This window comes from Streptomyces cavernicola (assembly GCF_029968035.1).
Taxonomy (GTDB): Bacteria; Actinomycetota; Actinomycetes; order Streptomycetales; family Streptomycetaceae; genus Streptomyces; species Streptomyces cavernicola.
Map to the genome: position 1 here is coordinate 210,716 of NZ_JASCIQ010000003.1, position 26,205 is coordinate 236,920.

A 26,205-nucleotide genomic window follows, 5' to 3' on the forward strand; every position below is an offset into this window, starting at 1 on the left:
ACACCCCTGCCTCGTACGCGCCAACTGCCGTACGGAGCAGGGGTGTCGGGCATTCCGGGCTCGTTTCAGACCTGGGGGCGCAGGCGGGCCTTGTCGACCGGGGACTGGCCGTCGCGGGTGTCGGCGAGCAGGACGCTGCCCTTGCGCCAGTCCTTCCAGCTCATGTTCCAGTCGCCGAGGCCGTTGCCGAAGGTGGGCATGTCCTCGCCGTAGCTGTTGATGGTCTTGACGAGGTCGCCCTGGCGCAGGGTCTCGAAGAGCCAGGCGGCGTTGTCGGTGCTCATGCCGACGCAGCCGTGGCTGGTGTTGGCGTAGCCGTGCGAGCCGGCCGACCAGGGGGCGGCGTGCAGGTACTCGCCGGTGTCGGTGACGCGGGTCGCGTAGTACACCATCTTGTCGTAGAAGTCCGAGGCGCCGATGCTGGCGCTGGTCATGCGGACCGCGTACTCCTGGCCGAGGACCACCTTGACGCCGTTGCGCGTGGAGTAGCCGGGCTTGCCGGTGGTGACCGGCACGGAGTTGATCTCCTCGCCGTTGCGGAAGACCGTCAGGTTGTGCGAGCCGGCGTCGACGACGGCCTCGACGCGGTCGCCGGTCTTGAACTTCAGCGGCTTGGTCTCGGTGCCCCACAGGCTGTCGTCGACCTTGATGCCCTCGAGGTGGGACTGCACCTCGATGGTGGCCTTGGTCGGCCAGTAGTCCTTGGGGCGGTAGTGCAGCGTCTTGCTGTCGACCCAGTGCCAGGCCCCCTCGGCGGCGGGCACCGAGCGCACGGTCAGGGCGCGTTCGACGATCGCTCTGGCCTTCTTGGTCTTGACGGCCTTGCTGAGCTTCGCCGTGACGGGCTGTCCGACGCCGTACGTGCCCTTCTCCGGGCCGAACTCGACCTTCAGGACCTTCTTCTTGGGGGCGTCGGTGTCGAAGCTGAGGAGCTTGCTTCCCGGGGCGCCGTCCTCGTCCTCGGTGCTGACCTTCAGCTCGTAGTGCACGCCGGCCGCGAGCGGGCCGGTGCTGTGCCAGCGGGTGCCGTCGGCGGAGAGTTCGCCCGCGACGTAACGGCCGAGCTCGTCGGTGGCGGTGACGTCGGTGATGCGCCCCTCGTCGCCCTGGGCGGTCACCTCCAGGGGCTTCTCCGGGTCGGCCTTCTGTGAGCCGTCGGGGCCGTTGAAGTCGATCTGGTCGGCCGCGTCGTAGGGCTTCGCCGAGAGCGGATGGCCGTCGGAGCTGCCGCACGCGGTCGCTCCCGCGCCGAGCGCGACGACCAGCAGAGTGCAGCTCAGAACCGTGGTGATGCGCGGTGAGTTGCTCATGAACACACGTTATGAAGATTCGTCAGCGAGGGCGCGTCGAGTGCTCCGTACGGGGCATGTCGACTGCTGCAGAAGAGGGGCCCGGACACTCCTTCTCGGAGTGTCCGGGCCCCTCTTGCGGTGCTACGTGCTAGCGGCTCACTGGTTCTGGTTCTCGCCGCGGTAGTACTCGTACACCCAGCCCCACAGACCGATGAGGATCAGCGGAGCGGAGAAGTACATCAGCCACCAGCCGAAGACGACGCCCATGAAGGCGAGCGCGCCACCGATGGCCAGGGAGAGCGGCTGCCAGCTGTGCGGGCTGAAGAAGCCCACCTCGCCGGCCTCGTCCGCGACGTCGGCCTCCTTGTTGTCCTGCGCCATGGCGTCGACCCGCCGGGCCGTGAAGGCCAGGTAGTAGCCGACCATGATGCACAGGCCGAAGGCCAGGAAGAGCGCCGTGGTACCGGCCGGCTCCTTCGACCACACGCCATAGACGATCGCCATGGCGAGGACGAAGACGCTCAGCCAGATGAACATCTTGCCCTGGATCTTCACTTGCCGACCTCCTTGCCGCCCGCGAGCGCCTTGTCCGACTCGTCACCGTGGCCGAGCTGCTCGAGGGCCGCGATCTCCGGGTGGTGCAGGTCGAACGCCGGGGATTCGGAGCGGATCCGCGGCAGGGTGAGGAAGTTGTGCCGCGGCGGCGGGCAGGACGTGGCCCACTCGAGCGAACGGCCGTAGCCCCACGGGTCGTCGACCTCGATCTTCTTGCCGTACTTGGCGGTCTTCCAGACGTTGTACATGAACGGCAGGATCGACAGGCCGAGCAGGAACGAGGCGATCGTCGAGACCGTGTTCAGGGCGGTGAAGCCGTCGGCCGCGAGGTAGTCCGCGTAACGCCGCGGCATGCCCTCGGCGCCGAGCCAGTGCTGCACCAGGAACGTGCCGTGGAAGCCCACGAACAGCGTCCAGAACGTGATCTTGCCGAGCCGCTCGTCGAGCATCTTGCCGGTGAACTTCGGCCACCAGAAGTGGAATCCGGAGAACATCGCGAAGACCACGGTTCCGAAGATCACGTAGTGGAAGTGCGCGACCACGAAGTACGAGTCCGAGACGTGGAAGTCCATCGGGGGCGAGGCCAGGATGACGCCGGTCAGACCACCGAAGGTGAAGGTGATCAGGAAGCCGACGGCCCAGAGCATCGGAGTCTCGAAGGACAGCGAGCCCTTCCACATCGTTCCGATCCAGTTGAAGAACTTCACGCCTGTCGGAACGGCGATGAGGAACGTCATGAAGGAGAAGAACGGAAGAAGCACGCCACCGGTGACGTACATGTGGTGCGCCCACACCGTCACGGAAAGACCGGCGATCGCGATGGTCGCGCCGACCAGACCCATGTAACCGAACATCGGCTTACGCGAGAAGACCGGGATGACCTCGGAAATGATTCCGAAGAACGGCAGGGCGATGATGTACACCTCTGGGTGTCCGAAGAACCAGAAGAGGTGTTGCCACAACAAGGCGCCGCCATTGGCCGCGTCGAAGATATGGGCACCGAACTTGCGGTCCGCCTCGAGGGCGAACAGCGCGGCCGCGAGCACCGGGAAGGCGAGCAGCACCAGAACGCCGGTAAGGAGCACGTTCCAGGTGAAGATCGGCATCCGGAACATCGTCATGCCGGGAGCGCGCATGCAGATGATCGTGGTGATGAAGTTGACCGAGCCGAGGATCGTGCCGAAGCCGGAGAAGGCCAGACCCATGATCCACATGTCGGCGCCGATGCCCGGCGAACGGACGGCGTCCGAAAGCGGGGAGTAGGCGAACCAGCCGAAGTCGGCCGCACCCTGCGGGGTGAGGAAGCCGCCGACCGCGATCAGCGAGCCGAAGAGGTAGAGCCAGTACGCGAACATGTTCAGCCGCGGGAACGCCACGTCGGGCGCGCCGATCTGCAGCGGCATGATCCAGTTCGCGAATCCGGCGAACAGCGGCGTCGCGAACATCAGCAGCATGATCGTGCCGTGCATCGTGAACGCCTGGTTGAACTGCTCGTTCGACATGATCTGCGTGCCGGGACGGGCCAGTTCGGCGCGCATGAAGAGCGCCATCAGACCGCCGATGCAGAAGAACGCGAACGACGTGACCAGGTAAAGCGTGCCGATCGTCTTGTGGTCGGTGGTGGTCAGCCACTTCACGACCACGTTGCCGGGCTGCCTGCGCCGAACCGGGAGCTCGTTCTCGTACGGTTCACTGCTTGCGGCGCCTGCTGCACCAGCACCCTGGGGTTCGTTGAGGATGCTCACAGTTGGTTCTTCTCCGCATTCCTGGCCGGGTCCGTCTGCTCGATGCCGGACGGGATGTAGCCGGTCTGCCCCTTCTCGGCCAGCTCCTTCAGATGCTGCTGGTAGCGCTCCGGGGAGACGACCTTGACGTTGAAGAGCATCCGGGAGTGGTCGACGCCGCAGAGCTCGGCGCACTTGCCCATGAAGGTGCCCTCCTTGTTGGGGGTCACCTCGAAGGTGTTGGTGTGGCCCGGAATGACGTCCTGCTTCATGAGGAACGGCACCACCCAGAAGGAGTGGATGACGTCACGCGAAGTCAGAACGAAGCGGACCTTCTCGCCCTTCGGCAGCCACAGGGTCGGACCCGGGTTGCCGTTCTGCGGGTTCCGGGTGCCGGGCGTGCCGACGTCGAAGACACCGCCGGCGTTCTCCGGGAAGTCCTTCTGGAACTTGTCCGGAATCGCCGCGAGGTCCTTGTTCGACTTGGCGTCGCCTTCGGAACCAGGGACGTTCTCGATGTAGTTGAAGCCCCAGCTCCACTGGAAGCCCACCACGTTCACGGTGTGCTTCGGCTTGTCGGAGAGTGCGAGGAGCTTCGATTCATCGCGTGCGGTGAAGTAGAAGAGCACCGAAACGATGATGAGCGGAACCACGGTGTACAGCGCCTCGATGGGCATGTTGTACCGGGTCTGCGGAGGAACCTCGACCTTGGTGCGGCTGCGCCGGTGGAAGACAACGCTCCACAGGATCAGGCCCCACACGAGCACGCCGGTGGCGAGCGCCGCGGCCCACGAGCCCTGCCACAGGGAGAGGATCCGAGGAGCCTCTTCCGTGACGGGGGTGGGCATACCAAGCCGAGGGAAGTCCTTGTATGTGCAACCGGTCGCGGTCGCCAGGACCAGGCCCGCAGTCAGCACCTGCGGCAGCTTCCGCCGCATCGGGCGCCGCGACGAGCGGTCGGAGCCGTTGGGACTCACGTAGCGCCTTCCCGAGAGTCTCGCCCGCTCGGCCGGCGCTCGGCCGGTGTTGCTGTCGGTCGGGCTCCGGACCCTGTACGGGCAGGGGTTTGGATGTTTATGCGGACCAAACCCTACTGGACGCTATTTGGGGTCGCGCGGGGAGGGTGCCCAACGCGCCGTCGCACGACCCGAAGGGGTGGCCGAAACCCCCTCGCCGAGGCTCAACGCCGCACGTGAACGGGCAACTGACGCCCCCTTGGGGGATACCGACACAGAGTCGGCGGCGCCCCCCGGAACGACCTCTTCCGGGGGTGCGCCCCGCGGTGTCCCGCGTGGCGTGTCGGGAGTTGTCCACAGGCCTCCGAGCCCTTCCCGTACTGCGGGTAGCGTGACGGCGTGCCCTACTTCGACGCCGCATCGTCCGCCCCCCTGCACCCCGTTGCCCGCCAGGCGCTGCTCGCCGCGCTCGACGAGGGCTGGGCCGACCCGGCCCGGCTCTACCGCGAGGGCCGGCGGGCCCGGCTGCTGCTCGACGCCGCGCGCGAGGCCGCGGCGGAGGCGGTCGGCTGCCGCCCGGACGAGCTGGTCTTCACTCCTTCGGGGACGCGGGCGGTGCACTCGGGCGTCGCGGGCGTGCTCGCGGGCCGCCGCCGTGTGGGCCGGCAGCTCGTGGTCTCCGCCGTCGAGCACTCCTCCGTACTGCACGCGGCCGCGGCGCATGAGGAGCAGGGCGGTACGACGGTGCAGGTCCCGGTGGGGCGTTCGGGGCGGGTGGACGCCGGGGAGTTCGCCGGTGCACTCGGCGGAGAGACGGCGCTGGCCTGTCTGCAGTCCGCCAACCACGAGGTGGGCACGGCGCAGCCGGTGGACGAGGTGGCCGAGGCGTGCCGGGCCGCCGGGGTGCCGCTGCTCGTGGACGCGGCGCAGTCCTTGCCGTGGGGGCCGGTCGGGGGCGCCTGGTCGGCGCTCGCGGCGAGTGCCCACAAATGGGGCGGACCGTCCGGGGTCGGGCTTCTGGTCGTACGTAAAGGGGTGCGGTTCGCCGCTCAAGGGCCGTCGGACGAGCGGGAGTCGGGGCGGGCGCCGGGGTTCGAGAACCTGCCGGGGATCGTCGCGGCGGCGGCCTCGCTGCGGGCCGTGCACGCCGAGGCTGCTCAGGAGGCCGTGCGGCTGCGGGAGTTGACGGAGCGGATCAGGGCGCGGGTGCCGGAGCTGGTGCCGGACGTGGAGGTGGTGGGCGATCCGGAGCGGCGACTGCCGCATCTGGTCACCTTCTCCTGTCTTTATGTCGACGGTGAGAGCCTGCTGCACGAGCTGGACCGGGCGGGCTTCTCGGTGTCGTCGGGCTCTTCGTGCACGAGCTCCACGCTGACGCCGAGCCATGTACTCAAGGCGATGGGCGTGCTGAGCGAGGGCAACGTACGGGTGTCGCTGCCGGTGGGCACGGAGGCCGCGGATGTGGAGCGGTTCCTCGGGGCGCTGCCGGGGGCGGTGGCCGCGGTGCGGGAGAAGCTGGGGGCTCCGGCGGCCGTGGCGGCTCCGGGCCCGGGTGACTCGCTCGTCCTCGACGTGCTGGGGAAGCGGTGCCCGATCCCGGTGATCGAGCTGGGCAAGGTCATCGGCGACGTCCCGGTGGGCGGCACGGTGACGGTGCTCTCGGACGACGGGGCGGCCGGGCTCGACATCCGGGCCTGGTGCCATATGCGGGAGCAGGAGTTCGTGGGCGAGGACCCGGCGGACCGCGGCACTGCTTATACGGTCCGCCGGGTCTCCTGAGGCGCCAGGCCGTTTCCTTCGGATCCGGCCTGATCCGAAGGAGACACCCCCTAGGGCACTGCCCGTGCCGGGGGCCGGGTCAGGCCAGGTGGTCCTGGACCTCGGTGGCGGCCTCGTGACCGTACGCCTTGGTGAAGCGGTCCATGAAGTGGGCGCGGCGCAGGGTGTACTCCTGGGTGCCGAGGGTCTCGATGACCAGGGTGGCCAGCATGCAGCCGACCTGGGCGGCGCGCTCCAGGCCGACACCCCAGGACAGACCGGAGAGGAAGCCGGCGCGGAACGCGTCGCCGACGCCGGTCGGGTCGACCTTGGAGTCCTCCTCCGGGACGCCGACCTCGATCGGGTCCTCGCCGGCCCGCTCGATGCGGACGCCGCGCGCGCCGAGGGTGGTGACGCGGTGGCCGACGCGGCCGAGGATCTCCTCGTCGGTCCAGCCGGTCTTGGACTCGATGAGGCCCTTCTCGTACTCGTTGGAGAAGAGGTAGGTCGCGCCGTCGAGGAGGGTGCGGATCTCCTCGCCGTCCATGCGGGCGATCTGCTGCGAGAAGTCCGCGGCGAACGGGATGGAGCGGGTGCGGCACTCCTCGGTGTGCCGGAGCATCGCCTCGGGGTCGTCGGCGCCGATCAGGACGAGGTCGAGGCCGCCGACGCGCTCGGCGACGGACTGCAGCTCGATCTGGCGGGCCTCGCTCATGGCGCCGGTGTAGAAGGAGCCGATCTGGTTGTGGTCGGCGTCCGTGGTGCACACGAAGCGGGCGGTGTGCAGGACCTCGGAGATGCGTACGGAGTCGGTGTCGACGCCGTGCCGGTCGAGCCAGGCGCGGTACTCGTCGAAGTCGGAGCCCGCGGCCCCGACCAGGATCGGGCGGGTGCCGAGCTGCCCCATGCCGAAGCAGATGTTGGCGCCCACCCCTCCCCTGCGTACGTCGAGGTTGTCGACCAGGAAGGAGAGGGAGACCGTGTGCAGCTGATCCGCGACCAGTTGGTCGGCGAATCGGCCGGGGAAGGTCATGAGGTGGTCGGTGGCGATGGAGCCGGTGACTGCGATACGCACGGCGTATGTCTCCTGCGGGAGAGGCTGCGGTGGAGAGTGACACCTCACGCTATCCGGTGGGAGCCGGTCCCCTGAACCGCCAAAACTACCCGATAGTAGACCTTTTTCTGCGAGGTTCCGCGTGCGTACGGTGCGTATATGTCGAAGCACACCGCCATGCCGGAACAGCCCGACCTCACCCTGGAGCAGCTCCGGGGTGACTGCGCCCGGATGGCTCCGCACTGGAAGCAGGTGCGCGAGAGCGCGCCGCAGCCCGTCTCGCCGGCGAGCATCCACGGCGTGACCGTGCCGGGCACCTCGGCCAGGCTCCTCGACTCGATGTCCGACTACGGGGACTGAGGCAGGGCGGCCGGGAACCGTACGCCCCGCAGGACCGTCCCACCGACAGTCGCCCCCGCACGGGGAGTCGGCGTGGACGAAGGAGCGATGCGGTGGGCAGCGAGGAGACGCACGAGGGCGCCGGTCGGCGGCAGCCCGGAGTCGTGGCCGTCTCGGTGGCGGCCGCGGTGCTGCTCGCCGGGGGCGGCGGCGCGTATGTCGCGGCGAACGCCTCGGGCGGGTCCGGCTCGGGTTCCGGTGCCGGTGCGCCCGCGGGCGATGAGACCCCTCCCCCGCTGGTCCTGGACGAGGACGCGGCGCGTGGCGTCGCGCCCGGCGAGCCGGCGCCCGGCGGCGTGACGTACCGGGCGGGCGGCGAGCTGCCGAAGGGGCCGGACTCGGCGCCCGTCCACCGGCTGCGCGGCTCGGTCGGCGCGGCCCAAGTGGCCAGGCTCGCCGAGGCACTTGACGTGTCCGGCACGCCGCGCGCCGAGGGCACGGTGTGGAAGGTGGGCCGCGCCGGGGACGGGCCGGTGCTCACGGTCGGCAAGGAGGCGCCGGGCACCTGGACGTTTCAGGCGCACCAGGGGCGTACGGACGACTGCGTCAAGGGCAAGCCCTGTGCGGCGCAAGGCAGTTCGGGGCAGGGTGACACGGAGCCCGGACCGGTGAGCGAGCGGGCCGCCAAGAGTGCCGCCGCGCCCGTGCTGAAGGCGGTCGGGCAGGGCGGTGCCGCACTCGACGCCTCGCAGACCCTGGGTGCGGTGCGGGTGGTGAACGCCGACCCGAAGGTGGGCGGACTGCCCACGTACGGCTGGTCGACCGGGGTGCAGATCGGCTCGGACGGTCAAGTGGTCGGCGGCAGCGGGCAGTTGACGAAGCCGGTGAAGGGCGCCTCGTACCCCGTGCTCAGCGCGGCGAAGACGATCGCGGAGCTGAACGAGCTCGCCACGAAGACCGGGCCGGGAAGCGGCAGCGGCGGTTGCGCTCGGCCCGTGCCGCACGGCGAGGGCTCCGCACCGCAGGGCATCGCTCCGGGTGAGCCCGCTCCCGACGGGGGCGCGAAGGCGGGGCAGCCGTGTCCGCCGGAGCCGAAGGGCGGCGGACCGGAGCCGGTCGAGGTGTCGAAGGCGACGTTCGGGCTCGCGCTGCACTTCGAGCGGGGACGCCAAGTGCTCGTACCGTCCTGGCTGTTCCAGGTGAAGCCGGACGGGGCCGAGCGGGCGTTCACGCTGACGCATCCCGCGGTGGACCCGGCGTACCTGGCCGAGCCGGACGCGCCGGAGCCGCGGCCCGAGCCGACCGAGAAGCCGACCGCGGACGGCCCGGCGTCCAGGGACGTGCCGGTGACCTCGTACCGCGTGGACGGGCAGAAGGTGACGCTGCAGTTCTGGGGCGGCGCGTGCAGCGAGTACACGGCGCGGGCGACCGAGAGCGGCGGCGAGGTGCGGGTCGCCGTGGCCGAGAAGCCGCAGAAGAAGGGCCAGGTCTGCGTGATGATCGCCGAGGAGCGGACGGCCGACGTGACCCTGGACAAGCCGCTCGGCGAGCGCACCGTGGTCGGCACGAACGGGGTCGCCGTGCAGCGGAAGTAGCCGTTCCGCCCCGGCGCCGCGGACAAGGCGGAGGCTCGGATACGACGGCACGCCGCGGACACGGCTGCACCGCGGATGCGGCGGAGGCTCGGATACGGCGAAGGCGGCGCCCCCTGCAGAGGGGAGCGCCGCCTTCGGCGTGCGTACGCCGGTGACTCCAGGAGCCGGTCGGCTCAGCTGAAGGAGTCGCCGCAGGCGCAGGAGCCCGTGGCGTTGGGGTTGTCGATGGTGAAGCCCTGCTTCTCGATGGTGTCGACGAAGTCGATCGAGGCGCCGCCGAGGTACGGGGCGCTCATGCGGTCGGTGACGACCTTGACGCCGTCGAAGTCCTTCACGACGTCACCGTCGAGCGAGCGCTCGTCGAAGAACAGCTGGTAGCGCAGGCCGGAGCAGCCGCCGGGCTGAACGGCGACGCGCAGCGCCAGGTCGTCCCGGCCCTCCTGCTCAAGAAGGCCCTTGACCTTGGCCGCGGCGGCGTCGGACAGGAGGATGCCGTCGCTCACGGTGGTGGTCTCGTCCGATACGGACATCTGCTTCTCTCCCGGGTTGTTCGGACTGCTTGCCGACGGTTGCAACCGTCGGGGCCGCGGATTCATTCCGGGCCCGGCACGCTGTTTCTGCGTTTCCGCCTGTCTCTTCATGCTCGCACACCCTCACGGGGCAAGGCGCCGGTGTGCGGACCGGTTATGCGTCACATCGACACGATGGCCATCGTCAAACTGACGTGAAGCGGTTATGATAGATAGCGTCAATTCGACGAAAAGCAGGCCCGGACAGCGGGTTCTGCCCGCCGGAAGAAGAAAGGGTGCGTGTCGTGACCACCGCCCAATCCCCCGTAGACCTGGCTGTCGAGCCCACGCCGCTCGCCCTCCTGCTGCTCGGCCGCGAGGCCGACCCGAAGAGCGAGCGCGGCGTCGAGTGTCCTGGCGACCTGCCCTCGCCGTCCGACCCGGACCTGGTGGAGCGCGCCCGCGCCGCCAAGGAGAAGCTCGGCGACAAGGTCTTCGTGCTCGGTCACCACTACCAGCGCGACGAGGTCATCCAGTTCGCCGACGTGACCGGTGACTCCTTCAAGCTGGCCAGGGACGCGGCCGCCAAGCCGGAGGCCGAGTACATCGTCTTCTGCGGTGTGCACTTCATGGCCGAGTCGGCGGACATCCTGACCACCGACGACCAGAAGGTGGTCCTGCCCGACCTCGCCGCCGGCTGCTCCATGGCCGACATGGCGACGGCCGAGCAGGTCGCCGAGTGCTGGGACGTGCTGACCGAGGCGGGCATAGCCGAGCAGGTCGTGCCGGTGTCGTACATGAACTCGTCCGCCGACATCAAGGCGTTCACGGGCAAGCACGGCGGCACGATCTGCACCTCGTCCAACGCGAAGAAGGCCCTGGACTGGGCCTTTGAACAGGGCGAAAAGGTGCTGTTCCTGCCCGACCAGCACCTCGGCCGGAACACCGCCGTGCGCGACCTGGGCATGTCCCTCGACGACTGCGTGGTCTACAACCCGCACAAGCCGAACGGCGGCCTGACCGTCGAGGAGCTGCGCGCCGCCAAGATGATCCTGTGGCGCGGCCACTGCTCGGTGCACGGCCGGTTCTCGCTCGACTCGGTGAACGACGTGCGCGAGCGCATCCCCGGCGTGAACGTCCTGGTGCACCCCGAGTGCAAGCACGAGGTCGTGGCCGCCGCGGACTACGTCGGGTCGACGGAGTACATCATCAAGGCCCTGGAGGCCGCGCCCGCCGGCTCGAAGTGGGCGATCGGCACCGAACTGAACCTGGTGCGCCGGCTCGCCAACCGCTTCGCGCCCGAGGGCAAGGAGATCGTCTTCCTCGACAAGACGGTCTGCTTCTGCTCGACCATGAACCGGATCGACCTGCCGCACCTGGTGTGGGCCCTGGAGTCCCTCGCCGAGGGCAACCTGGTCAACCGCATCGAGGTCGACAAGGAGACGGAGAGCTTCGCGAAGCTCGCCCTGGAGCGGATGCTGGCGCTGCCGTAAATCCCTCCGACGGGGCCTTGCGGTCCCGTCAATCCCGTTCCCACGCGTCGGCGGTGTCCGTAGCGTGCGGGCATGATCCTTCGCCCGCTGCGGGACACCGCCGACGATCTCCACGCCGCCCGGCAGGTCGCCACCGAGGCCTTCGCCGCGTTGGGGGCCGCGCTCGGGGACCCGCCGGAGCCTCCGCCCACCCCGGCCGAGGTCGACCGCATCGACGCCCTCAACCGGCATTTCGTACGCCATGATCCCGAGGGCTGCTGGATCGCGGAGGCCGAGCGCGGGGGCGGGGGCGGGCAGGCTCTCGGTGTCGCCGTCGCGTCCCGGCGGGAGGCCGTGTGGGGACTGTCGCTGCTTGTCGTCGCGCCCGGGGCGCAGGGCACGGGCGTCGGCCGCGCTCTGCTCCAACGAGCCCTGGAATACGGTCAGTCGTGCCCGCGCGGCGTCATCTCCGGGTCGCGCGATCCGCGGGCGGCTCGCGCCTACTGGGGCGCCGGGTTCGCTCTGCACCCGGCGATGCGTCTGCAGGGCGCCGTCGACCCGGCGCGGCTCGACGCCCCCGACGGGCCGGTGACCGAGGGCGGCGACCCGGAGTTCCTGGACGCCGTCGACCGGAAGGTGCGCGGCGGGGCGCACGGGCCGGACCACGCCCAACTGCTGCGCGACTGCCGCCTGTTGACGGTCGACGCCCCGGGTCATCAGGGGTACTGCTTTATCGACATGTCGCCGTCATCCGCGTCCGAGGCCGAGCCCGAGTCCGGCGCCGTCGAGCTGATGGGCCTCTGCGCCACCACCGAGACCGCCGCCGCCCGGTTGCTCACCGCCGCGCTGCGGGACGTGCCCGCCGGCCGCAAGGTCAAGATCCCCAACGTCACCGCCGAGCAGCGCTGGGCCGTCGACGTCGCCCTGACCGCCCGCCTGCAGCCCGTGCCCGGCGGCTATCTGTGCCTGCGCGGGATGGCCCCGCCGGTGGGGTTCGTGCCGTCGGGGCAGTACCTGTAGCGGCGCGCGTACGCGAAGGGGGCGCCCCTCTCCGGGAGTTGACCGGAGAGGGGCGCCCCCCCTTGTGCGTAGGGCCGTCGCTCTTGTGCGTAGGCCCGTCGCTCAGACCTTCGCCGGCTCCGGCTCGTCGGACCGGTCCGACTCCTCCGTGGACTCGGGCTGCTCCGGGACGACGCCCGCCTTCTTGGCGCGCTTCGCGGCCCGCTTCTTCGCGCGGCGCTCCTTGCGGAGTTCGATCATCGCGTAGAGCGTCGGGACCAGGAGGAGCGTGAGCAGCGTCGACGTGACCAGGCCGCCGATCACCACGATGGCGAGGGGCTTGGCGATGAAGCCGCCGTGGCCGGTGACGCCGGCCGCCATCGGGGCGAGGGCGCAGATCGTCGCCAGGGCCGTCATCAGGATCGGGCGGAGGCGGTGGCGGCCGCCCTCGATGACGGCTTCGACGGTGCCGTAGCCCTTCTCGCGGTACTGGTTGATCAGGTCGATCAGGACGATCGCGTTGGTCACCACGATGCCGATGAGCATCAGCATGCCGATCATCGCCGGGACGCCCATCGGGGTGTCGGTGGCGATCAGCAGGCCGATCGCGCCGGTCGCCGCGAACGGGATGGAGACGAGCAGGATCAGCGGCTGCACCAGGGACTTGAAGGTCGCCACGAGCAGCATGAAGACGATCGCGATGGCCGCGAGCATCGCCAGGCCGAGCGAGGCGAACGCCTCGTCCTGGTCCTCGGAGACGCCGCCGATCGACACCGAGGCGCCGTCGGGCAGCTCCTTCTCCAGCTCGTTCAGCTCGGTCTGCAGCTGGGTGCTGACCGCGCCGGTGTTGTCGCCGGTCGGGCGTGCGGTGATCGTCGCGGCCCGTGCGCCGTCGATACGGGTCATCGAGACCGGCCCGTCGACCAGCTTCACCGTCGCGATGTCACCCAACTCGACCCGCCCGAGCCGCAGTTCACGCAGCTCCTGCAGGGTCTCGGCGGGCTTCGCGGACTTCACGACGACGTCCCGCTCGGTGTCGTCGAGCACGGCCTTGCCGCTGGGGGTGCCGCGGACGGCCTGGGCGACGGCCTGGCCGAGCGTGGTGTCGTCGAACCCGGCCGCGGCGGCCTTCTCGTTGGCCTTGACCGAGATCCGCGGCACCGACTGGGACAGGTCGCTCTGCACGTCGGCGACGTCGTCGAGCTCCGCGACCTCGTCCCTGACCTGCTCGGACGCCTTCTCCAGTACGTCGGCGTCGGCGGCCTTGACCACGACGCTGAGGTCCTGCCCGGCCATCGGGTCGCCGGCGGTGATGCGGGTGTCGCCGATGCCGTCGAGGGCGGCGAGCTCCCGGTCGATGGCGTCACTGGTCTTCTCGAAGTCGGCGTCGTCGGCCAGGGTCACCTGGTACGAGGCCTGGTTGGTGTCGGTGCCGCCGCCGAAGGCCGCCATGAAGCCGGACGAGCCGATGGTGACCTGGTAGTCCTCGACGCCGTCGACGCCGGCGAGGGCCTGCTCGACCTTCTTCGCGGCCTTGTCGGTGGCGGCGAGGCTGGTGCCGGGCGCCAACTCCTGCTTGACGGACAGGACTTCCTGCTCGCCCTGGTCGAAGAAGTTGGTCTTCAGCATCGGGGCCATGCCGAACGTGCCGACGAGCACGACGACCGCGAGCAGCAGGCTGGTGAAGCGGCGCCGGGTCGCGAACCGCAGCACCGGCACGTAGAGCCGCTGCAGCCGGCTGCGGGCCTCCTTCTCCTCGGCCTTGCGGCGCGCCTCGTCCGGGTCGAGCCCCGCGGTCGCCTTGGGGGCGCGCAGGAACCAGTACGAGAGCACCGGGACGACCGTCAGAGAGACGATCAGGGAGGCGAGCAGGGCGGCCGTGACGGTCAGCGAGAACGAGCCGAACAGCTCCCCCACCATGCCGCCGACCAGGCCGATCGGCAGGAACACCGCGACGGTGGTGAGGGTGGAGGAGGTGACCGCGCCGGAGACCTCCTTGACCGCGGTGAGGATCGCCTCTCGGCGCTCCTCGCCGTAGCCGAGGTGCCGCTTGATGTTCTCCAGGACCACGATCGAGTCGTCCACGACGCGGCCGATCGCGATGGTCAGCGCGCCGAGCGTGAGCATGTTGAGCGACAGGTCGCGGGTCCACAGCACGATCAGCGCGAGCACGACCGAGAGCGGGATGGAGACCGCGGTGACGAGCGTCGAGCGGATCGACGTCAGGAAGATCAGGATGATGACGACCGCGAAGGCCAGGCCGAGCGCACCCTCGGTGGTCAGGCCGGCGATCGACTTGGAGACGGCCGGGCCCTGGTCGGAGACCACGGTCAGCTCGGCGTCGGCGCCCAAGTCCTTGCGCAGGTCCGGGAGTTCGGCCTTGACCTCGTCGGAGATGGCGACGGCCGAGCCGTCCTTGTCCATCGTCACGACGACGGCGAGGCTGGGCTCGCCGTTCGTCCGGGTCAGCGAGGTGGCCGCGGCCTCCTGCTGCTCGACCTCCGCGACGGAGCCGAGGCGCACGGGCTTCCCGGGCCGGCCCTGCGGGGCGCCGGGCGCCGCCTGCGGGGCGACCATCAGGTCCTCGACCTGCTGCAGCGAGGTGAAGCCGCCGCCGACCTGCACGGTGCGGTTCTTGCCTCCCTCGTCGAACGCGCCGGCCGGCACCGAGGCCCCGCCCTGCTGCAGCGCCTGCACGAGCGCCGCCGGGGTCAGGCCCGCGCGCGCCAGCCTGCGCTCGTCCGGGGTGACCGTCACCTGCACGTCGCGGACGCCGTCGACCGAGACCTGGCCGACGCCGTCGATGTCCTCCAGGACGGGTACGACCGAGCGCTCCAGCTTGTCGGCGAGCGCCTGCTGGTCGATGCCGTCGGCGGAGGCGGCCAGGACCACGGTCGGGATGTCGTCCGTGGAACCGGCGACGACCTGCGGGTCGACGTCCTCGGGCAGCTGGGCGCGGGCCCGGTTCACGGCCTGCTGGACATCGGCGACGAGCTGCTTGGAGTCGCTGTCGCCGTAGTCGAACTGGGCCATGACCAGGGCGTTGCCCTCGCTGGCCGTGGCGGTGACGCCGGTGATGCCGTCGACCGCCTCGATGGACGACTCGAGCGGCTCGACGACCTGCTTCTCCACCACGTCGGGCGACGCGCCCTGGTACGGGGCTATGACGGAGACCATCGGCAGTTCGATGGACGGGAGCAGCTGCTGCTTGAGCTGCGGGACGGCGATCGCGCCGAACGCGATCGCCACGATCGAGATCAGCCCGATCAGGGCCCGTTGGGCGAGGCTGAATCTTGACAGCCAGGACATGGGTGAGGGTCTCTCTTCTGTGGCTTGCGCGGCAGGAGAGGGCGCAGCCTGCGCCCGGTCGCCGGGGCACAGGACACAGCCGCGCCCGACCCTTCAACCCTCGGTCATGCCGGTGCCGGTATTCCTCGCTCGCAGGTCCCTTTCCTTATACGGCGCCTACTGCGAGCGCAGTACGGCCCTTCGGAGCTCAGTCCACCCGTGGACGTACCAGGCCCGACTCGTACGCGATGACGACGAGTTGCGCCCGGTCGCGGGCGCCCAGCTTGGCCATGGCGCGGTTCACGTGGGTCTTCACGGTGAGCGGGCTGACGGTGAGGCGCTCGGCGATCTCGTCGTTGGAGAGGCCGCCCGCGACCTGCACGAGGACCTCCCGCTCGCGTCCGGTGAGGGCCTGCAGGCGCTCGGCACGGTCGCCGCCGGTCCCGTCACCGTCGTCCGAACTGCCGCCCTGGGCGAGGAACTTGGCGATCAGGCCCTTGGTCGCGGCGGGCGAGAGCAGGGCCTCCCCGGCGGCGGCGACGCGGATGGCGTTGAGCAGCTCGTCCGGCTCGGCGCCCTTGCCGAGGAACCCGGAGGCCCCCGCGCGCAGCGACTGCACCACGTACTCGTCGACCTCGAACGTGGTGAGCATGACCACCCGGACCCCGGCGAGATCCGGGTCGGCGCTGATCGCACGGGTGGCGGCGAGGCCGTCCGTACCGGGCATGCGGATGTCCATGAGGACGACGTCGGCGCGCTCGGAGCGAGCGAGGGCGACGGCCTCGGCGCCGTCGGAGGCCTCGCCGACGACCTGCATGTCGGGCTCGGAGTCGACGAGGACCTTGAAGGCGCTGCGCAGCAGGGCCTGGTCGTCGGCGAGCAGCACCTTGATGGCGGTCATGCGGTCTCCCCCGGGCCGGCAGTGCGGTTCATGTGGTGTCGCCGGCGGCGGCCGTGCGGTCGGCGACGGGCAGGATCGCATGGACGCGGAAGCCGCCGCCGTAGCGGGGCCCCGCGGTGAGCGCGCCGCCGAGCGCGGAGACGCGTTCGCGCATGCCGAGCAGCCCGTGGCCGCCGCCGGCCCCGTCCGGTTCGGCGACGCCGGGCCCGTCGTCGATGACGGTGATCTCCACGTTGGCGCCGACCCGGATCACGCTCAGCTCGGCCTTGGCGTCGGCGCCCGCGTGCTTGTGGACGTTGGTGAGGGCTTCCTGGATGACGCGGTACGCGGCCAGGTCGACGGCGGCGGGCAGCGGAGCCTTCTCGTCGGCGCAGGCCACCTCGACGGGGATGCCGGCGTTGCGGAAGCCGTCGACGAGGTCGCCGAGGCGGGCGAGCCCTGGCGCGGGTTCGGTGGGCGCCTCGGGGTCGCCGGTCTGCCGCAACAGGCCGACGGTGGCGCGGAGTTCGTCGAGCGCGGAGCGGCTGGCCTCGCGCACGTGGCCGAGCGCCTCCTTGGCCTGGTCGGGCCGCTTGTCCATGACGTGCGCGGCGACGCCGGCCTGGACGTTGACGAGGGCGATGTGGTGGGCGACCACGTCGTGCAGGTCGCGGGCGATCCGCAGGCGCTCCTCGGCGACCCGGCGCCTGGCCTCCTCCTCGCGGGTGCGTTCGGCGCGTTCGGCCCGCTCGCGGATGGCGTCGACGAAGGCCCGGCGGCTGCGCACGGCGTCCCCGGCGGCCGCGGCCATGCCGGTCCAGGCGAAGACGCCGAGGTTTTCCTGCGCGTACCAGGGCAGCGGTCCGGTGAGCATCGCGGTGCCGGTGAGCACGGCCATGGTGAGCAGGCCGACCCGCCAGGTGGTGTGCCGGTCGGTGCGCGCGGCGACGGTGAACAGGGCGACGACGGCGCACATCGCGACGGGCGCCCGCGGCTCCCCGGTGACCACCTCGACGAGGGACACGGCGACGGTGGCGGCGAGCACCAGCCAGGGGCGGCGCCCGCGGAAGATCAGGGCGACGGAGCCGACCAGCATCAGGGCGACGCTCAGCCCGTCGGGACTGCGCCCGAAGTAGGGCCCGCGCGGACCGTGCGGCTCGACGAACGACCCGAGCAGCATGCAGACGAGCACGGCCAGGGCGAGGCTCGCGTCGAAGGCCAGCGGGTGCGCCTTCTGCCAGTCCCTGGCGCGTACGAGGGTGCTCACGACTGGCAACGGTACCGGTGCGGTCGTCCGGGGTTCGGTCCCCCCAGGGCTGCCGCCCCGGACCCCGCTCCCTTCTACGGCCTCCGGCCTTGTCCTCAAACGCCGGACGGGCTGGATATTCGCCCTGCGGGCTCGTCCTCAAACGCCGGACGGGCTGAATGTGGCGGGCGCAGGCGGGATGCGGCCGGATTCACGCCGGATGCGGCCGGGACAAGCTGAGCTTGCCCCGTCAGCCCGGGATCAGGCCGTCATCGCTCAGCATCCGCCGGACCTCCTCCAGCGTCGCGTCCGACGCCGGAAGGATCAGCTCCGAGGGTTCGAGCGCATCGTCGGGCAGGGGCGTGCCGAGCTCGCGGACCTTGTCCAGGAGCGCGTGCAGTGTGGTGCGGAAGCCGGGACTGTCGCCGCTCTCCATCTCCGCGAGCAACTCGTCGTCCAGCTTGTTCAGTTCGGCGAAGTGGCTGTCCGCCAGCTCCACCTGCCCCTCCCCCATGATCCGTACGATCATGACGCTCTCCTCGGAGTCCGGACCGTCAGGCGGCTACTGCTTGTCGAAGCGGGGCGTGTCCTGCTGCGGCTGTCCCTGGGCCTGGCCGTTGCCGCCGCCCTCGATGGCCTGCTGGGAGGGGCCGGAGCCCCCGGCGAGCTCGGCCTTCATGCGCTGCAGCTCCAGCTCCACGTCCGTGCCGCCGGAGAGGCGGTCGAGCTCGGCCTGGATGTCGTCCTTGGTCGAGCCGGACTGGTCGTCGAGCGCGCCCGAGGCGAGCAGCTCGTCGATGGCGCCGGCGCGGGCCTGCAGCTGGGCGGTCTTGTCCTCGGCGCGCTGGATCGCCATGCCGACGTCGCCCATCTCCTCGGAGATGCCGGAGAAGGCCTCGCCGATCCGGGTCTGGGCCTGCGCCGCCGTGTACGTCGCCTTGATCGTCTCCTTCTTCGTACGGAAGGCGTCGACCTTGGCCTGCAGGCGCTGGGCGGCGAGCGTGAGCTTCTCCTCCTCGCCCTGCAGCGTCTGGTGCTGCGTCTCCAGGTCCGTGACCTGCTGCTGGAGCGCGGCGCGACGGGACAGCGCCTCGCGCGCCAGGTCCTCGCGGCCGAGCGCGAGCGCCTTGCGGCCCTGGTCCTCCAGCTTGGACGACTGCGACTGGAGCTGGTTCAGCTGCAGTTCGAGGCGCTTGCGGCTGGTCGCCACGTCCGCGACGCCGCGGCGCACCTTCTGCAGCAGCTCCAGCTGCTTCTGGTACGAGTAATCGAGGGTCTCGCGCGGGTCCTCGGCCCGGTCAAGGGCCTTGTTCGCCTTCGCGCGGAAGATCATCCCCATACGCTTCATGACACCGCTCATGGGCTTCGCGCGCCCCCTTCTGACAGTTACGACCGGCCGTTCCAGCCCCAGCACTGCGACAGAACCCAGCCTACGGGCCCTTACTCCATTACCGCACTGTTCGAGCACCGATCGACTCCTCCCCAAGAAGGACTGCGAGGCCGGCTGCTCCAGCCCAGGGAGTAGGTGATCGACGTGGCGATGAAGGGGAAGGTCCCCTTACATCCCCTTGCGGTTGCCTTTGAGCACGTCCGCCGTTGCCGGATCGTTCCCCGCCAGGCTGTGGTCGACACCGGCTACCCCGTACCCTTGGGTTTTGTGTTCCGTAGCCGTTCCAAGGAAGAGAAGGCCCCGACCGCCAAGGCGCCGGTAGCCGACTCCAAGCAGCCCCGCGACCCGCAGGCACCCAAGGGTCGCCCCACCCCGAAGCGCAGCGAGGCCCAGTCGCAGCGCCGCAGCGTGGCGAGTACGCCGACGAACCGCAAGGAGGCGGCCAAGCAGCAGCGCGAGGCCCGCCGTGCGGACATGGCGCGCCAGCGCGAGGCGCTCGCCAGCGGTGACGAGCGCTATCTGCCGGTGCGCGACAAGGGCAAGGTGCGCAAGTTCGCGCGCGACTTCGTCGACTCGCGTTTCTGCATCGCCGAGTACTTCCTGCCGATGGCGGTGATCATCCTCGTCCTCAGCATGCTGCAGAACCGGCAGCTGCAGAACATCTCGCTGCTGCTCTGGCTGGGCGTGATCCTGCTGATCGTCATCGACTCCATCGGCATCTCGATCCGCCTGAAGAAGCAGCTCCGCGAGCGCTTCCCCGACGAGCCGAAGCGCGGCGCCGTCGCGTACGCGCTGATGCGCACGCTCCAGATGCGCCGACTGCGCCTGCCCAAGCCGCAGGTCAAGCGCGGAGAGCGGCCCTGAGCGCACTCGGTTTCGAGGGGGGCGCGGCCGGTTGGCTGAAGGGCCTCGGCGGCCTGCGGAACGTCGTACGACAGGAGCTGGTCGCGCGCCAGCTCGACGAGCAGATCGCTGCCCGGTTCCCGGTCGGACAGCGGCTGCGCGTGCTCGACGTCGGCCTCGGCCAGGGCACCCAGGCGCTGCGGCTCGCGCGCGCCGGGCACCAGGTCACCGGCATCGAGTCGGACGCCGAGATGCTGGCGGCCGCCCGTGCGGCGCTCGCCGCCGAGCCGGACGGCATCCGCGCGCGGGTGCGGCTCCTGGAGGGCGACGGCCGGGACACCGGCGTGCACTTCCTGCCCGGCTCCTTCGACGTGGTCCTCTGCCACGGCGTCCTGATGTACGTGGCCGAGCCGGACGGGATGCTCGCCGGCCTGGCCCGGATGCTGGCGCCCGGCGGGCTGCTCTCGCTGCTCGTGCGGAACGCGGACGCGCTCGCGATGCGCCCCGGCCTGTCCGGCGACTGGTCCGCGGCGATCACCGCGTTCGACACCGCGACGTACACCAACCGCATCGGCCTCGACGTGCGCGCCGACCGCCGGGCCACCCTGACGTCGACGCTCGCGGGCATCGGCGCCCCGCTGCACGCCTGGTACGGCGTACGGGTCTTCACGGACACGGCCCCGGACGACGCCGAGCCGCCGTCGGAAGCGGAACTCACGGCGCTGCTCGCGGCGGAGGAACGCGCGGGGCGCACCGACCCCTACCGGGCGGTGGCGGCGCTCACGCATCTGTGCGGGGTGCGGGGCTGAATCCACGCGGACCGGGTCCGACCGGCATCCAACCCGTCATTTCGGAACGCCCAACTCCCCTTCTGCTGTGAGCAGTAGGGGAGTTCGTGTGTCAGTGGGGTGGGGCAGGATGGGACGCGTGACCAACCAGCAGCAGCCACCGAACCACCCGTACGCCGCCCCGCCGAACCAGCAGTACGCTCCGCAACAGCCGAACCAGCCCTACGCACCCCAGCAGCAGCAACCGCCTCATCCGTACGCGGCCCAGCAGCCCCCGCACCCGCACCCGCAGGCGGCTCAGCAGCCGGGCCCGTATCAGCAGCAGTACGCGCAGCATCCGTATCAGCAACCGCCTCAGCATCCGACGCCGTCCGTGCCGGAGGCGGTCGGGGACTTCCGGCGATGGGGCGCCGCCCTCGTCGACGGCCTGATCGCCCTCTTCGGCGGTTTCAAGCTCGCGGACCTGCTGACCCAGGGCGAGAGCGTCGGGACCTTCTGGGGGTACCTGGTGGGCCTCGTCCTCGGGATCTCGTTCGTGCACCACGTCTTCGGGGCGCTCATCTTCCGCACGACCGTGGGCAAGTTCCTCTGCACCACGCGCGTGGTGCGCTCCGAGGACTGCGGACGGCCGCGCTTCTGGCAGACCGTCCGGCGCTGGCTGCTGGGCCTGACCTGGCTCCCGATGCAGCTGCCCCTCAGCCTGATATCGGGCGAGGGCGAGCCGTACGACGACGACCACTGCGGGCTGCGTTACGTCCGCAGCAAGGATCTCGGCTGAGCCACCGATTCCGTGCCGAGGGCCGGCTCCGTGGGGCAGACCCCACGGAGCCCTCTCGCTCAGTCCTGCGCCGCTTCCTCCGGGTGCAGGCTCATCGGGCCGTAGATCTCCGTGCCGTCCTCGAAGAGGCGGACCTGGTCGGCGCCGCCGTCCTGGAGGTCCTTCCAGACCTCGCCGATCCACGACTCCGCGTCGCCCTGGGTCGTGAAATCCTCGGGCTGCACGGCCGGTTCCACCTCGGTGCCGTCGGACCTCTCGAACCGCCACGTCCACGCCGCCATGTCAGCCTCCCAGGTGCTGGTCCAAGATCCGACTTCTGGCAGCAGCCTATCCAAGCGCGCAAGACCGTCTCGGAAGCGGCAGGATCGTCCCCGTGGAACTGACACTGCTCGGCACCGGCGCCCCCGACGGACTGCCCCGCCCCGACTGCCCCTGCGCCGCCTGCGCGAGCGCCCTCGGCGACGACGTACGCGCCGCGACCGCGCTCCTCGTGGACGGAGTGCTGCTGCTCGACCTGACGCCCGGCGCGGCGTTCGCGGCCGCCCGCGCCGGGCACTCGCTCAGCGGCGTGCGCCAGGTGCTGCTCTCGCACCCGCAGGAGGGCCCGGCCTTCGAGCACCCGGCGGGCCTGCCCGCTGCGGGGCGGGTGCCGGAGGGCCGCGAGCTGGCGCTGCTCGACGGGCACCGGGTGCGGGCGCTCGCGATGGACGCGCCGGGCACCGGTTACGAGGTGACGGGGCCTGACGGGGAGCGGCTGCTGTACCTGCCGCCGGGCTGCGCGCCCGCGGGCCTGAATCATCCGGCGCCGTACGACATGGTCCTGGCCGACGTCGTCGGGCGGCCCGACGCGCTGGCGCGGCTGCGCGCGGCCGGCGCCGTGACCCCCACGACGGACGTGCTCGCGGTGCACCTCGACCACGACGTGCCGCCGGGCGCGGAGCTGCAGCGCCGCCTTGCCGCCGCCGGGGCCCGCGCGGTGCCGGACGGTACGACGCTGGTGGTCGGCGAGTTCCACGCCGTACCGGACCTGCCGCGGCGGACGCTCGTCCTCGGCGGGGCGCGCTCCGGCAAGTCCGTCGAGGCGGAGCGGCGCCTGGAGTCGTTCCCGGAGGTCGTGTACGTGGCGACGGGCGGGAGCAGGGAGGGCGATGCGGAGTGGGCGGCCCGGGTCGGCCTGCACCGGGAGCGCAGGCCGGGCAGTTGGCGTACGGAGGAGACCTGCGAGCTGGTGCCGCTGCTCGACGCGGACGGGCCGCCGCTGCTCATCGACTGCCTGTCGCTGTGGCTGACCGACGCGATGGACCGGGTCGGCGCGTGGGACGACGACAAGTGGGCGGAGGGCGGCGAACGGGCCCTGCGGGAGCGGGTCGCCGAGCTGACGGAAGCGGTGCGCCGGACGGGCAGGACGGTGGTGGCGGTCTCCAACGAGGTCGGCTCTGGCGTGGTCCCCGCGACCGCCGCGGGCCGGCGCTTCCGTGACGAACTCGGCCGCCTGAACGCCTCGTTCGCGACGGAGTGCGAGCAGGTGCTGCTCGTGGTGGCCGGGCAGGCGCTGATGCTGCGGGGGTGAGGGCGCTGCGCGGTCGGGCCGGGTGGGGGGTGTGTTCGAAGGGTCCCGGTACTGTTCGGCGAATGAGCTCGCTGAATCTCGATGACTTCTCCGATCTGATCCAGCGCCCCGACGGCGGGGTGCGCCGCGACGCCGAAGAGCGCAGGGAGCGGCTCGCCGTGCCGCCCGGTGCGCTCGGCCGGCTCGACGAGCTGGGCGAGTGGCTGGCGGCCGCGCAGTCGACGGTGCCGGTGAAGGCGATCGAGCGGCCGCGCGTGCTGCTGTTCGCGGGCGACCACGGTGTGGCCGAGCTCGACGTCTCCGCGCGCCCGGCGGGCGGCGCCCACCGCCTCGTACGCGCCGTGCTCGACGGGGAGAGCCCGGTCGCGGTGCTCGCGCGCCGCGGCGGCGTGCCGGTCCGCGTCCTCGACCTGGCCCTGGACTGCGACCCGGACGAGCTGCCCGCCGATGTCGTACGGCACCGGGTGCGGCGCGGCAGCGGCCGGATCGACATCGAGGACGCGCTCACCCCGGACGAGGTCGAGCAGGCTTTCCGCACCGGCATGGCCATCGCCGACGAAGAGGCCGACGGCGGCACCGACCTGGTGGTCCTCGGCGACATCAGCGTGGGCGGCACGACGGCGGCGGCCACACTCGTCGCGGCGCTGTGCGGGACGGACGCCTCGGTGGTCACCGGGCGCGGCGGCAAGCACATCGACGACCTGGCCTGGATGCGCAAGTGCGCGGCCGTGCGCGACGCGCTGCGCCGGGCACGGCCGGTCCTCGGCGACCAGCTGGAGCTGCTGCGCACGGTGGGCGGCGCCGACCTCGCGGCGATCACCGGGTTCCTGCTGCAGAGCGCGGTGCGCCGTACGCCGGTGGTGCTTGACGGAGTCGTCTCCGCGGCGTGCGCGCTCGTCGCCCAGCGGGTCGCGTTCCGGGCCCCCGACTGGTGGCTCGCGGGGCACCGCAGCGGCGAGCCCGCCCAGGCCAAGGCGCTCGACCGGCTCGCCGTCGACCCGCTGCTCGACCAGGGCGTCACCGCGGGCGAGGGCACGGGCGCGATGCTGGCGCTGCCGCTGGTGCAGGCGGCCGCGGCGCTCGCGGCGGAACTCCCGGAGGCCAAGCCGGAGCCCGAGCCGGAGCCGGAACTCGACGAACCCCAGCCAGGGCTCGACCCCGAACAGCCGGGCGCGGAGTCGCAGTTGGGGAGCCAGGAGCCGGAGTCCCGCCGGTAATCCCCGCACGGGTGGGGTTCGGGCGGCAAGCCCGCCCGAATTCACCCCTTCCGCCCCATATGATCACCGTTCATGGGAACGGCAGAGGCGCTCGAAGCACCCGTAGAACAGACCCCTCCGGTCCGCGCTCCCGGCGAGGAAGCACCCCGCACCGGAACGGGCGGACCCACCGACGGCGCCCCCGGCACCAGCCCCCGCACCGGAACGCGCACCGGAACGGCCGCCGCGCGGGCCGCCGCGTTCACCGTCTGGTACCTGCGCGCCGTCACCTTCATCAACCTCCTCAGCGCCGTCTGGGTCTCCCTCGGCCAGGACCTGCGGCGGCACAACACCGCGGACCTCTTCACGCCGTACCTGCTGACCGCGGGCTTCGGGTCGGCGCTCGTCACGTTCTTCCTCGCCGTCACGATGCGCCGCCGCAAGCGGGCCGCGTGGATCCTCAACCTGGCGCTCAGCGGCCCCTTCCTGCTGCTCTTCGGCCTCGCGATGCTGTTCCCCGAGATCCGCGCGCACGCCCAGAACTGGATCTCGCTCGCCCTGACCGCGGGGTTCGTCGCCGCCCTGGTGGTCGGGCGGCGCGCGTTCTACGCGAAGGGCGACAGGGCCAACCCGAAGCTCGCCGCCGCCGTCGCCGCGGGCGGACTCCTGGTCTGCTCACTGCTCGCCGCGCTCCTCGTCACGCTCACCAACCACGCGCCGGACGCGGCGAGTTCGACGTTCACGGACCGCTGGCGGTACGGCGCGCTCCGGCTCGTCTCGCTCGCCGCCGACGACGCGCGCCTGCCCGGCATCGCCACCCCCGGGTGGGTCGACGTGACCGTGAACGCGATCAGCTTCCTGCTGCTGCTCGCCGTGCTGTTCGCCGCGTTCCGCTCGCGCCGCGCCACCGACCCGCTCACCCCGGCCGACGAGTCCCGCCTGCGCGCCCTGCTCGACCAGCACGGGGAGCGCGACTCGCTCGGCTACTTCGCGCTGCGCCGGGAGAAGAGCACGATGTGGTCGCCGACCGGGAAGGCGGCCGTCGTCTACCGCGTCGTCGGCGGCGTCTCCCTCGCCTCCGGCGACCCGATCGGCGACCCCGAGGCCTGGCCCGGCGCCATCGAGCCCTGGCTCGCCGAGGCCCGCGCGCACGGCTGGACGCCCGCCGTGATGGGCGCGAGCGAGGAGGCCGGCACGATCTACGCCCGGCACGGCCTCGACGCCCTTGAGCTCGGCGACGAAGCCGTCGTACGCACCGCCGAGTTCACCCTCTCCGGCCGCGCGATGCGCACCGTACGACAGGCCCACAACCGCGTACGGCGGTCCGGTTACGAGGTGCGCGTACGCCGCCACCGGGACATTCCCACGGCCGAGTCGGCGCTGCTCGTGCAGCGGGCCGACGACTGGCGGGACGGCGCGACCGAGCGCGGCTTCTCGATGGCGCTCGGGCGGCTCGGCGACCCGGCGGACGGGGACTGCGTGATGCTCGAATGCACCGACGAACACGGGGAGTTGAAGGCCCTGCTGTCGTTCGTGCCGTGGGGCCCGAAGGGGCTCTCGCTCGACCTGATGCGGCGCGACCGGGACACCGGGAACGGCCTGATGGAGTTCATGGTGATCGAACTCCTGCAGCGCGCCGGGGAGCTGGGGATCACTCGGGTCTCGCTGAACTTCGCGATGTTCCGGTCGGTCTTCGAGCGCGGCTCGCGCCTCGGTGCGGGCCCGGTGCTCCGGCTGTGGCGCTCCACGCTCGGCTTCTGCTCGCGCTGGTGGCAGATCGAGTCGCTGTACCGCGCCAACGCCAAGTACCGGCCAGACTGGGAGCCGCGGTTCGTGCTCTTCGAGAAGAGCGGCGACCTCCCGCGCATCTCGCTCGCCGCCGCCCGCGCGGAGGGCTTCCTCGAGCCCCCCGGCCTGCCGAGGCGACTGCGCCGCGGACCGTTGGGCACGCCACGCTGAGACGTGGCGGAGCC

The 26,205-nt window shown here is 71.3% G+C and carries 23 protein-coding genes; 11 read left to right on the top strand and 12 right to left on the bottom strand.

Going from position 1 to position 26,205, the window contains the following annotated elements; all coding sequences use genetic code 11:
- Positions 1-65: 65 nt before the first annotated feature.
- The 4 genes from QIS96_RS04510 to ctaC form a co-directional block, all read right to left on the bottom strand.
- Positions 66-1,310, bottom strand: coding sequence for a L,D-transpeptidase (locus tag QIS96_RS04510; RefSeq protein ID WP_282541028.1), 1,245 nt, complete (start codon positions 1,308-1,310; stop codon positions 66-68).
- 138 nt (positions 1,311-1,448) lie between these two features.
- Positions 1,449-1,847: a cytochrome c oxidase subunit 4 gene (locus QIS96_RS04515; RefSeq protein WP_282541029.1), complete on the bottom strand. Its 399-nt coding sequence runs from the start codon at positions 1,845-1,847 to the stop codon at positions 1,449-1,451.
- The gene (gene ctaD, locus QIS96_RS04520) at positions 1,844-3,592 is read right to left on the bottom strand and encodes an aa3-type cytochrome oxidase subunit I (protein WP_282541030.1); all 1,749 of its coding nucleotides are present in this window, start codon (positions 3,590-3,592) and stop codon (positions 1,844-1,846) included. Before ctaD ends, QIS96_RS04515 begins: the two co-directional genes overlap by 4 nt.
- Positions 3,589-4,548: an aa3-type cytochrome oxidase subunit II gene (gene ctaC, locus QIS96_RS04525; RefSeq protein WP_282541031.1), complete on the bottom strand. Its 960-nt coding sequence runs from the start codon at positions 4,546-4,548 to the stop codon at positions 3,589-3,591. The genes ctaD and ctaC overlap by 4 nt, the downstream gene beginning before the upstream one ends.
- A 378-nt stretch (positions 4,549-4,926) precedes the next feature.
- On the opposite strand from ctaC, the gene QIS96_RS04530 reads away from it, so the two are divergent.
- On the top strand, positions 4,927-6,306 hold the full coding sequence (locus tag QIS96_RS04530; protein WP_282541032.1) for a cysteine desulfurase/sulfurtransferase TusA family protein: 1,380 nt from the start codon (positions 4,927-4,929) through the stop codon (positions 6,304-6,306).
- A 79-nt stretch (positions 6,307-6,385) separates the two neighbouring features.
- On the opposite strand, the gene QIS96_RS04535 is transcribed toward QIS96_RS04530, so the two are convergent.
- A complete protein-coding gene (locus tag QIS96_RS04535; protein ID WP_282541033.1) occupies positions 6,386-7,360 on the bottom strand; it encodes a carbohydrate kinase family protein in 975 nt (324 codons plus the stop codon).
- Positions 7,361-7,498: 138 nt separating this feature from the next.
- Here QIS96_RS04535 and QIS96_RS04540 point away from each other — a divergent pair, with 138 nt between their 5' ends.
- Both QIS96_RS04540 and QIS96_RS04545 read left to right on the top strand, forming a co-directional pair.
- Positions 7,499-7,699: a hypothetical protein gene (locus tag QIS96_RS04540; protein ID WP_282541034.1), complete on the top strand. Its 201-nt coding sequence runs from the start codon at positions 7,499-7,501 to the stop codon at positions 7,697-7,699.
- Positions 7,700-7,791: 92 nt separating this feature from the next.
- Positions 7,792-9,273: a hypothetical protein gene (locus tag QIS96_RS04545; RefSeq protein ID WP_282541035.1), complete on the top strand. Its 1,482-nt coding sequence runs from the start codon at positions 7,792-7,794 to the stop codon at positions 9,271-9,273.
- A gap of 173 nt (positions 9,274-9,446) precedes the next feature.
- Here the strand turns inward: QIS96_RS04545 and QIS96_RS04550 are convergent, their stop codons facing one another.
- Positions 9,447-9,803 (bottom strand): HesB/IscA family protein, encoded by a 357-nt coding sequence (locus QIS96_RS04550; RefSeq protein ID WP_030933606.1) that lies wholly within the window; start codon positions 9,801-9,803, stop codon positions 9,447-9,449.
- Between the two features lie 275 nt (positions 9,804-10,078).
- Here QIS96_RS04550 and nadA point away from each other — a divergent pair, with 275 nt between their 5' ends.
- Both nadA and QIS96_RS04560 read left to right on the top strand, forming a co-directional pair.
- The gene (gene nadA / locus QIS96_RS04555) at positions 10,079-11,275 is read left to right on the top strand and encodes a quinolinate synthase NadA (RefSeq protein ID WP_282541036.1); all 1,197 of its coding nucleotides are present in this window, start codon (positions 10,079-10,081) and stop codon (positions 11,273-11,275) included.
- A 72-nt stretch (positions 11,276-11,347) separates the two neighbouring features.
- The gene (locus QIS96_RS04560; protein ID WP_282541037.1) at positions 11,348-12,274 is read left to right on the top strand and encodes a GNAT family N-acetyltransferase; all 927 of its coding nucleotides are present in this window, start codon (positions 11,348-11,350) and stop codon (positions 12,272-12,274) included.
- 102 nt (positions 12,275-12,376) lie between these two features.
- Here QIS96_RS04560 and QIS96_RS04565 read toward each other — a convergent pair whose 3' ends face one another.
- The 5 genes from QIS96_RS04565 to QIS96_RS04585 form a co-directional block, all read right to left on the bottom strand.
- Positions 12,377-15,562, bottom strand: coding sequence for an efflux RND transporter permease subunit (locus QIS96_RS04565; protein WP_282541038.1), 3,186 nt, complete (start codon positions 15,560-15,562; stop codon positions 12,377-12,379).
- Positions 15,563-15,749: 187 nt separating this feature from the next.
- A complete protein-coding gene (locus QIS96_RS04570) occupies positions 15,750-16,442 on the bottom strand; it encodes a response regulator (protein ID WP_282541039.1) in 693 nt (230 codons plus the stop codon).
- 28 nt (positions 16,443-16,470) lie between these two features.
- Positions 16,471-17,688, bottom strand: a complete 1,218-nt coding sequence (locus QIS96_RS04575; RefSeq protein WP_282541040.1) for a sensor histidine kinase — start codon at positions 17,686-17,688, stop codon at positions 16,471-16,473.
- A gap of 229 nt (positions 17,689-17,917) precedes the next feature.
- Entirely contained in the window at positions 17,918-18,196 is a 279-nt protein-coding gene (gene pspAA, locus QIS96_RS04580; RefSeq protein ID WP_282541041.1) for a PspA-associated protein PspAA, read from the bottom strand.
- A gap of 33 nt (positions 18,197-18,229) precedes the next feature.
- On the bottom strand, positions 18,230-19,027 hold the full coding sequence (locus QIS96_RS04585; protein WP_282541042.1) for a PspA/IM30 family protein: 798 nt from the start codon (positions 19,025-19,027) through the stop codon (positions 18,230-18,232).
- A 297-nt stretch (positions 19,028-19,324) separates the two neighbouring features.
- On the opposite strand from QIS96_RS04585, the gene QIS96_RS04590 reads away from it, so the two are divergent.
- The 3 genes from QIS96_RS04590 to QIS96_RS04600 all read left to right on the top strand — a co-directional run bounded on the left by QIS96_RS04590 (position 19,325) and on the right by QIS96_RS04600 (position 21,466).
- Entirely contained in the window at positions 19,325-19,921 is a 597-nt protein-coding gene (locus tag QIS96_RS04590; RefSeq protein WP_282541043.1) for a DUF3043 domain-containing protein, read from the top strand.
- A 53-nt stretch (positions 19,922-19,974) separates the two neighbouring features.
- A complete protein-coding gene (locus tag QIS96_RS04595) occupies positions 19,975-20,709 on the top strand; it encodes a class I SAM-dependent methyltransferase (RefSeq protein WP_408907126.1) in 735 nt (244 codons plus the stop codon).
- A 118-nt stretch (positions 20,710-20,827) separates the two neighbouring features.
- The gene (locus tag QIS96_RS04600; RefSeq protein WP_282541044.1) at positions 20,828-21,466 is read left to right on the top strand and encodes an RDD family protein; all 639 of its coding nucleotides are present in this window, start codon (positions 20,828-20,830) and stop codon (positions 21,464-21,466) included.
- A 59-nt stretch (positions 21,467-21,525) separates the two neighbouring features.
- Here the strand turns inward: QIS96_RS04600 and QIS96_RS04605 are convergent, their stop codons facing one another.
- Positions 21,526-21,747, bottom strand: coding sequence for a hypothetical protein (locus QIS96_RS04605; protein ID WP_282541045.1), 222 nt, complete (start codon positions 21,745-21,747; stop codon positions 21,526-21,528).
- Positions 21,748-21,839: 92 nt separating this feature from the next.
- Between QIS96_RS04605 and QIS96_RS04610 the strand changes: the two genes are divergently transcribed.
- The 3 genes from QIS96_RS04610 to QIS96_RS04620 all read left to right on the top strand — a co-directional run bounded on the left by QIS96_RS04610 (position 21,840) and on the right by QIS96_RS04620 (position 26,191).
- On the top strand, positions 21,840-23,036 hold the full coding sequence (locus QIS96_RS04610) for a bifunctional adenosylcobinamide kinase/adenosylcobinamide-phosphate guanylyltransferase (RefSeq protein WP_282541046.1): 1,197 nt from the start codon (positions 21,840-21,842) through the stop codon (positions 23,034-23,036).
- 62 nt (positions 23,037-23,098) lie between these two features.
- A complete protein-coding gene (gene cobT, locus QIS96_RS04615) occupies positions 23,099-24,253 on the top strand; it encodes a nicotinate-nucleotide--dimethylbenzimidazole phosphoribosyltransferase (protein ID WP_282541047.1) in 1,155 nt (384 codons plus the stop codon).
- A gap of 72 nt (positions 24,254-24,325) precedes the next feature.
- The gene (locus QIS96_RS04620) at positions 24,326-26,191 is read left to right on the top strand and encodes a phosphatidylglycerol lysyltransferase domain-containing protein (RefSeq protein ID WP_282541048.1); all 1,866 of its coding nucleotides are present in this window, start codon (positions 24,326-24,328) and stop codon (positions 26,189-26,191) included.
- Positions 26,192-26,205: the final 14 nt, after the last annotated feature.

Coding starts and splice junctions, on each gene's coding strand:
- QIS96_RS04560 (WP_282541037.1), top strand. CDS start 11,348: ATGATCCTTCGCCCGCTGCGGGACACCGCCGACGATCTCCACGCCGCC.
- QIS96_RS04570 (WP_282541039.1), bottom strand. CDS start 16,442: ATGACCGCCATCAAGGTGCTGCTCGCCGACGACCAGGCCCTGCTGCGC.
- QIS96_RS04565 (WP_282541038.1), bottom strand. CDS start 15,562: ATGTCCTGGCTGTCAAGATTCAGCCTCGCCCAACGGGCCCTGATCGGG.
- pspAA (WP_282541041.1), bottom strand. CDS start 18,196: ATGATCGTACGGATCATGGGGGAGGGGCAGGTGGAGCTGGCGGACAGC.
- QIS96_RS04550 (WP_030933606.1), bottom strand. CDS start 9,803: ATGTCCGTATCGGACGAGACCACCACCGTGAGCGACGGCATCCTCCTG.
- cobT (WP_282541047.1), top strand. CDS start 23,099: ATGAGCTCGCTGAATCTCGATGACTTCTCCGATCTGATCCAGCGCCCC.
- QIS96_RS04540 (WP_282541034.1), top strand. CDS start 7,499: ATGTCGAAGCACACCGCCATGCCGGAACAGCCCGACCTCACCCTGGAG.
- QIS96_RS04510 (WP_282541028.1), bottom strand. CDS start 1,310: ATGAGCAACTCACCGCGCATCACCACGGTTCTGAGCTGCACTCTGCTG.
- QIS96_RS04620 (WP_282541048.1), top strand. CDS start 24,326: ATGGGAACGGCAGAGGCGCTCGAAGCACCCGTAGAACAGACCCCTCCG.
- QIS96_RS04585 (WP_282541042.1), bottom strand. CDS start 19,027: ATGAGCGGTGTCATGAAGCGTATGGGGATGATCTTCCGCGCGAAGGCG.
- QIS96_RS04605 (WP_282541045.1), bottom strand. CDS start 21,747: ATGGCGGCGTGGACGTGGCGGTTCGAGAGGTCCGACGGCACCGAGGTG.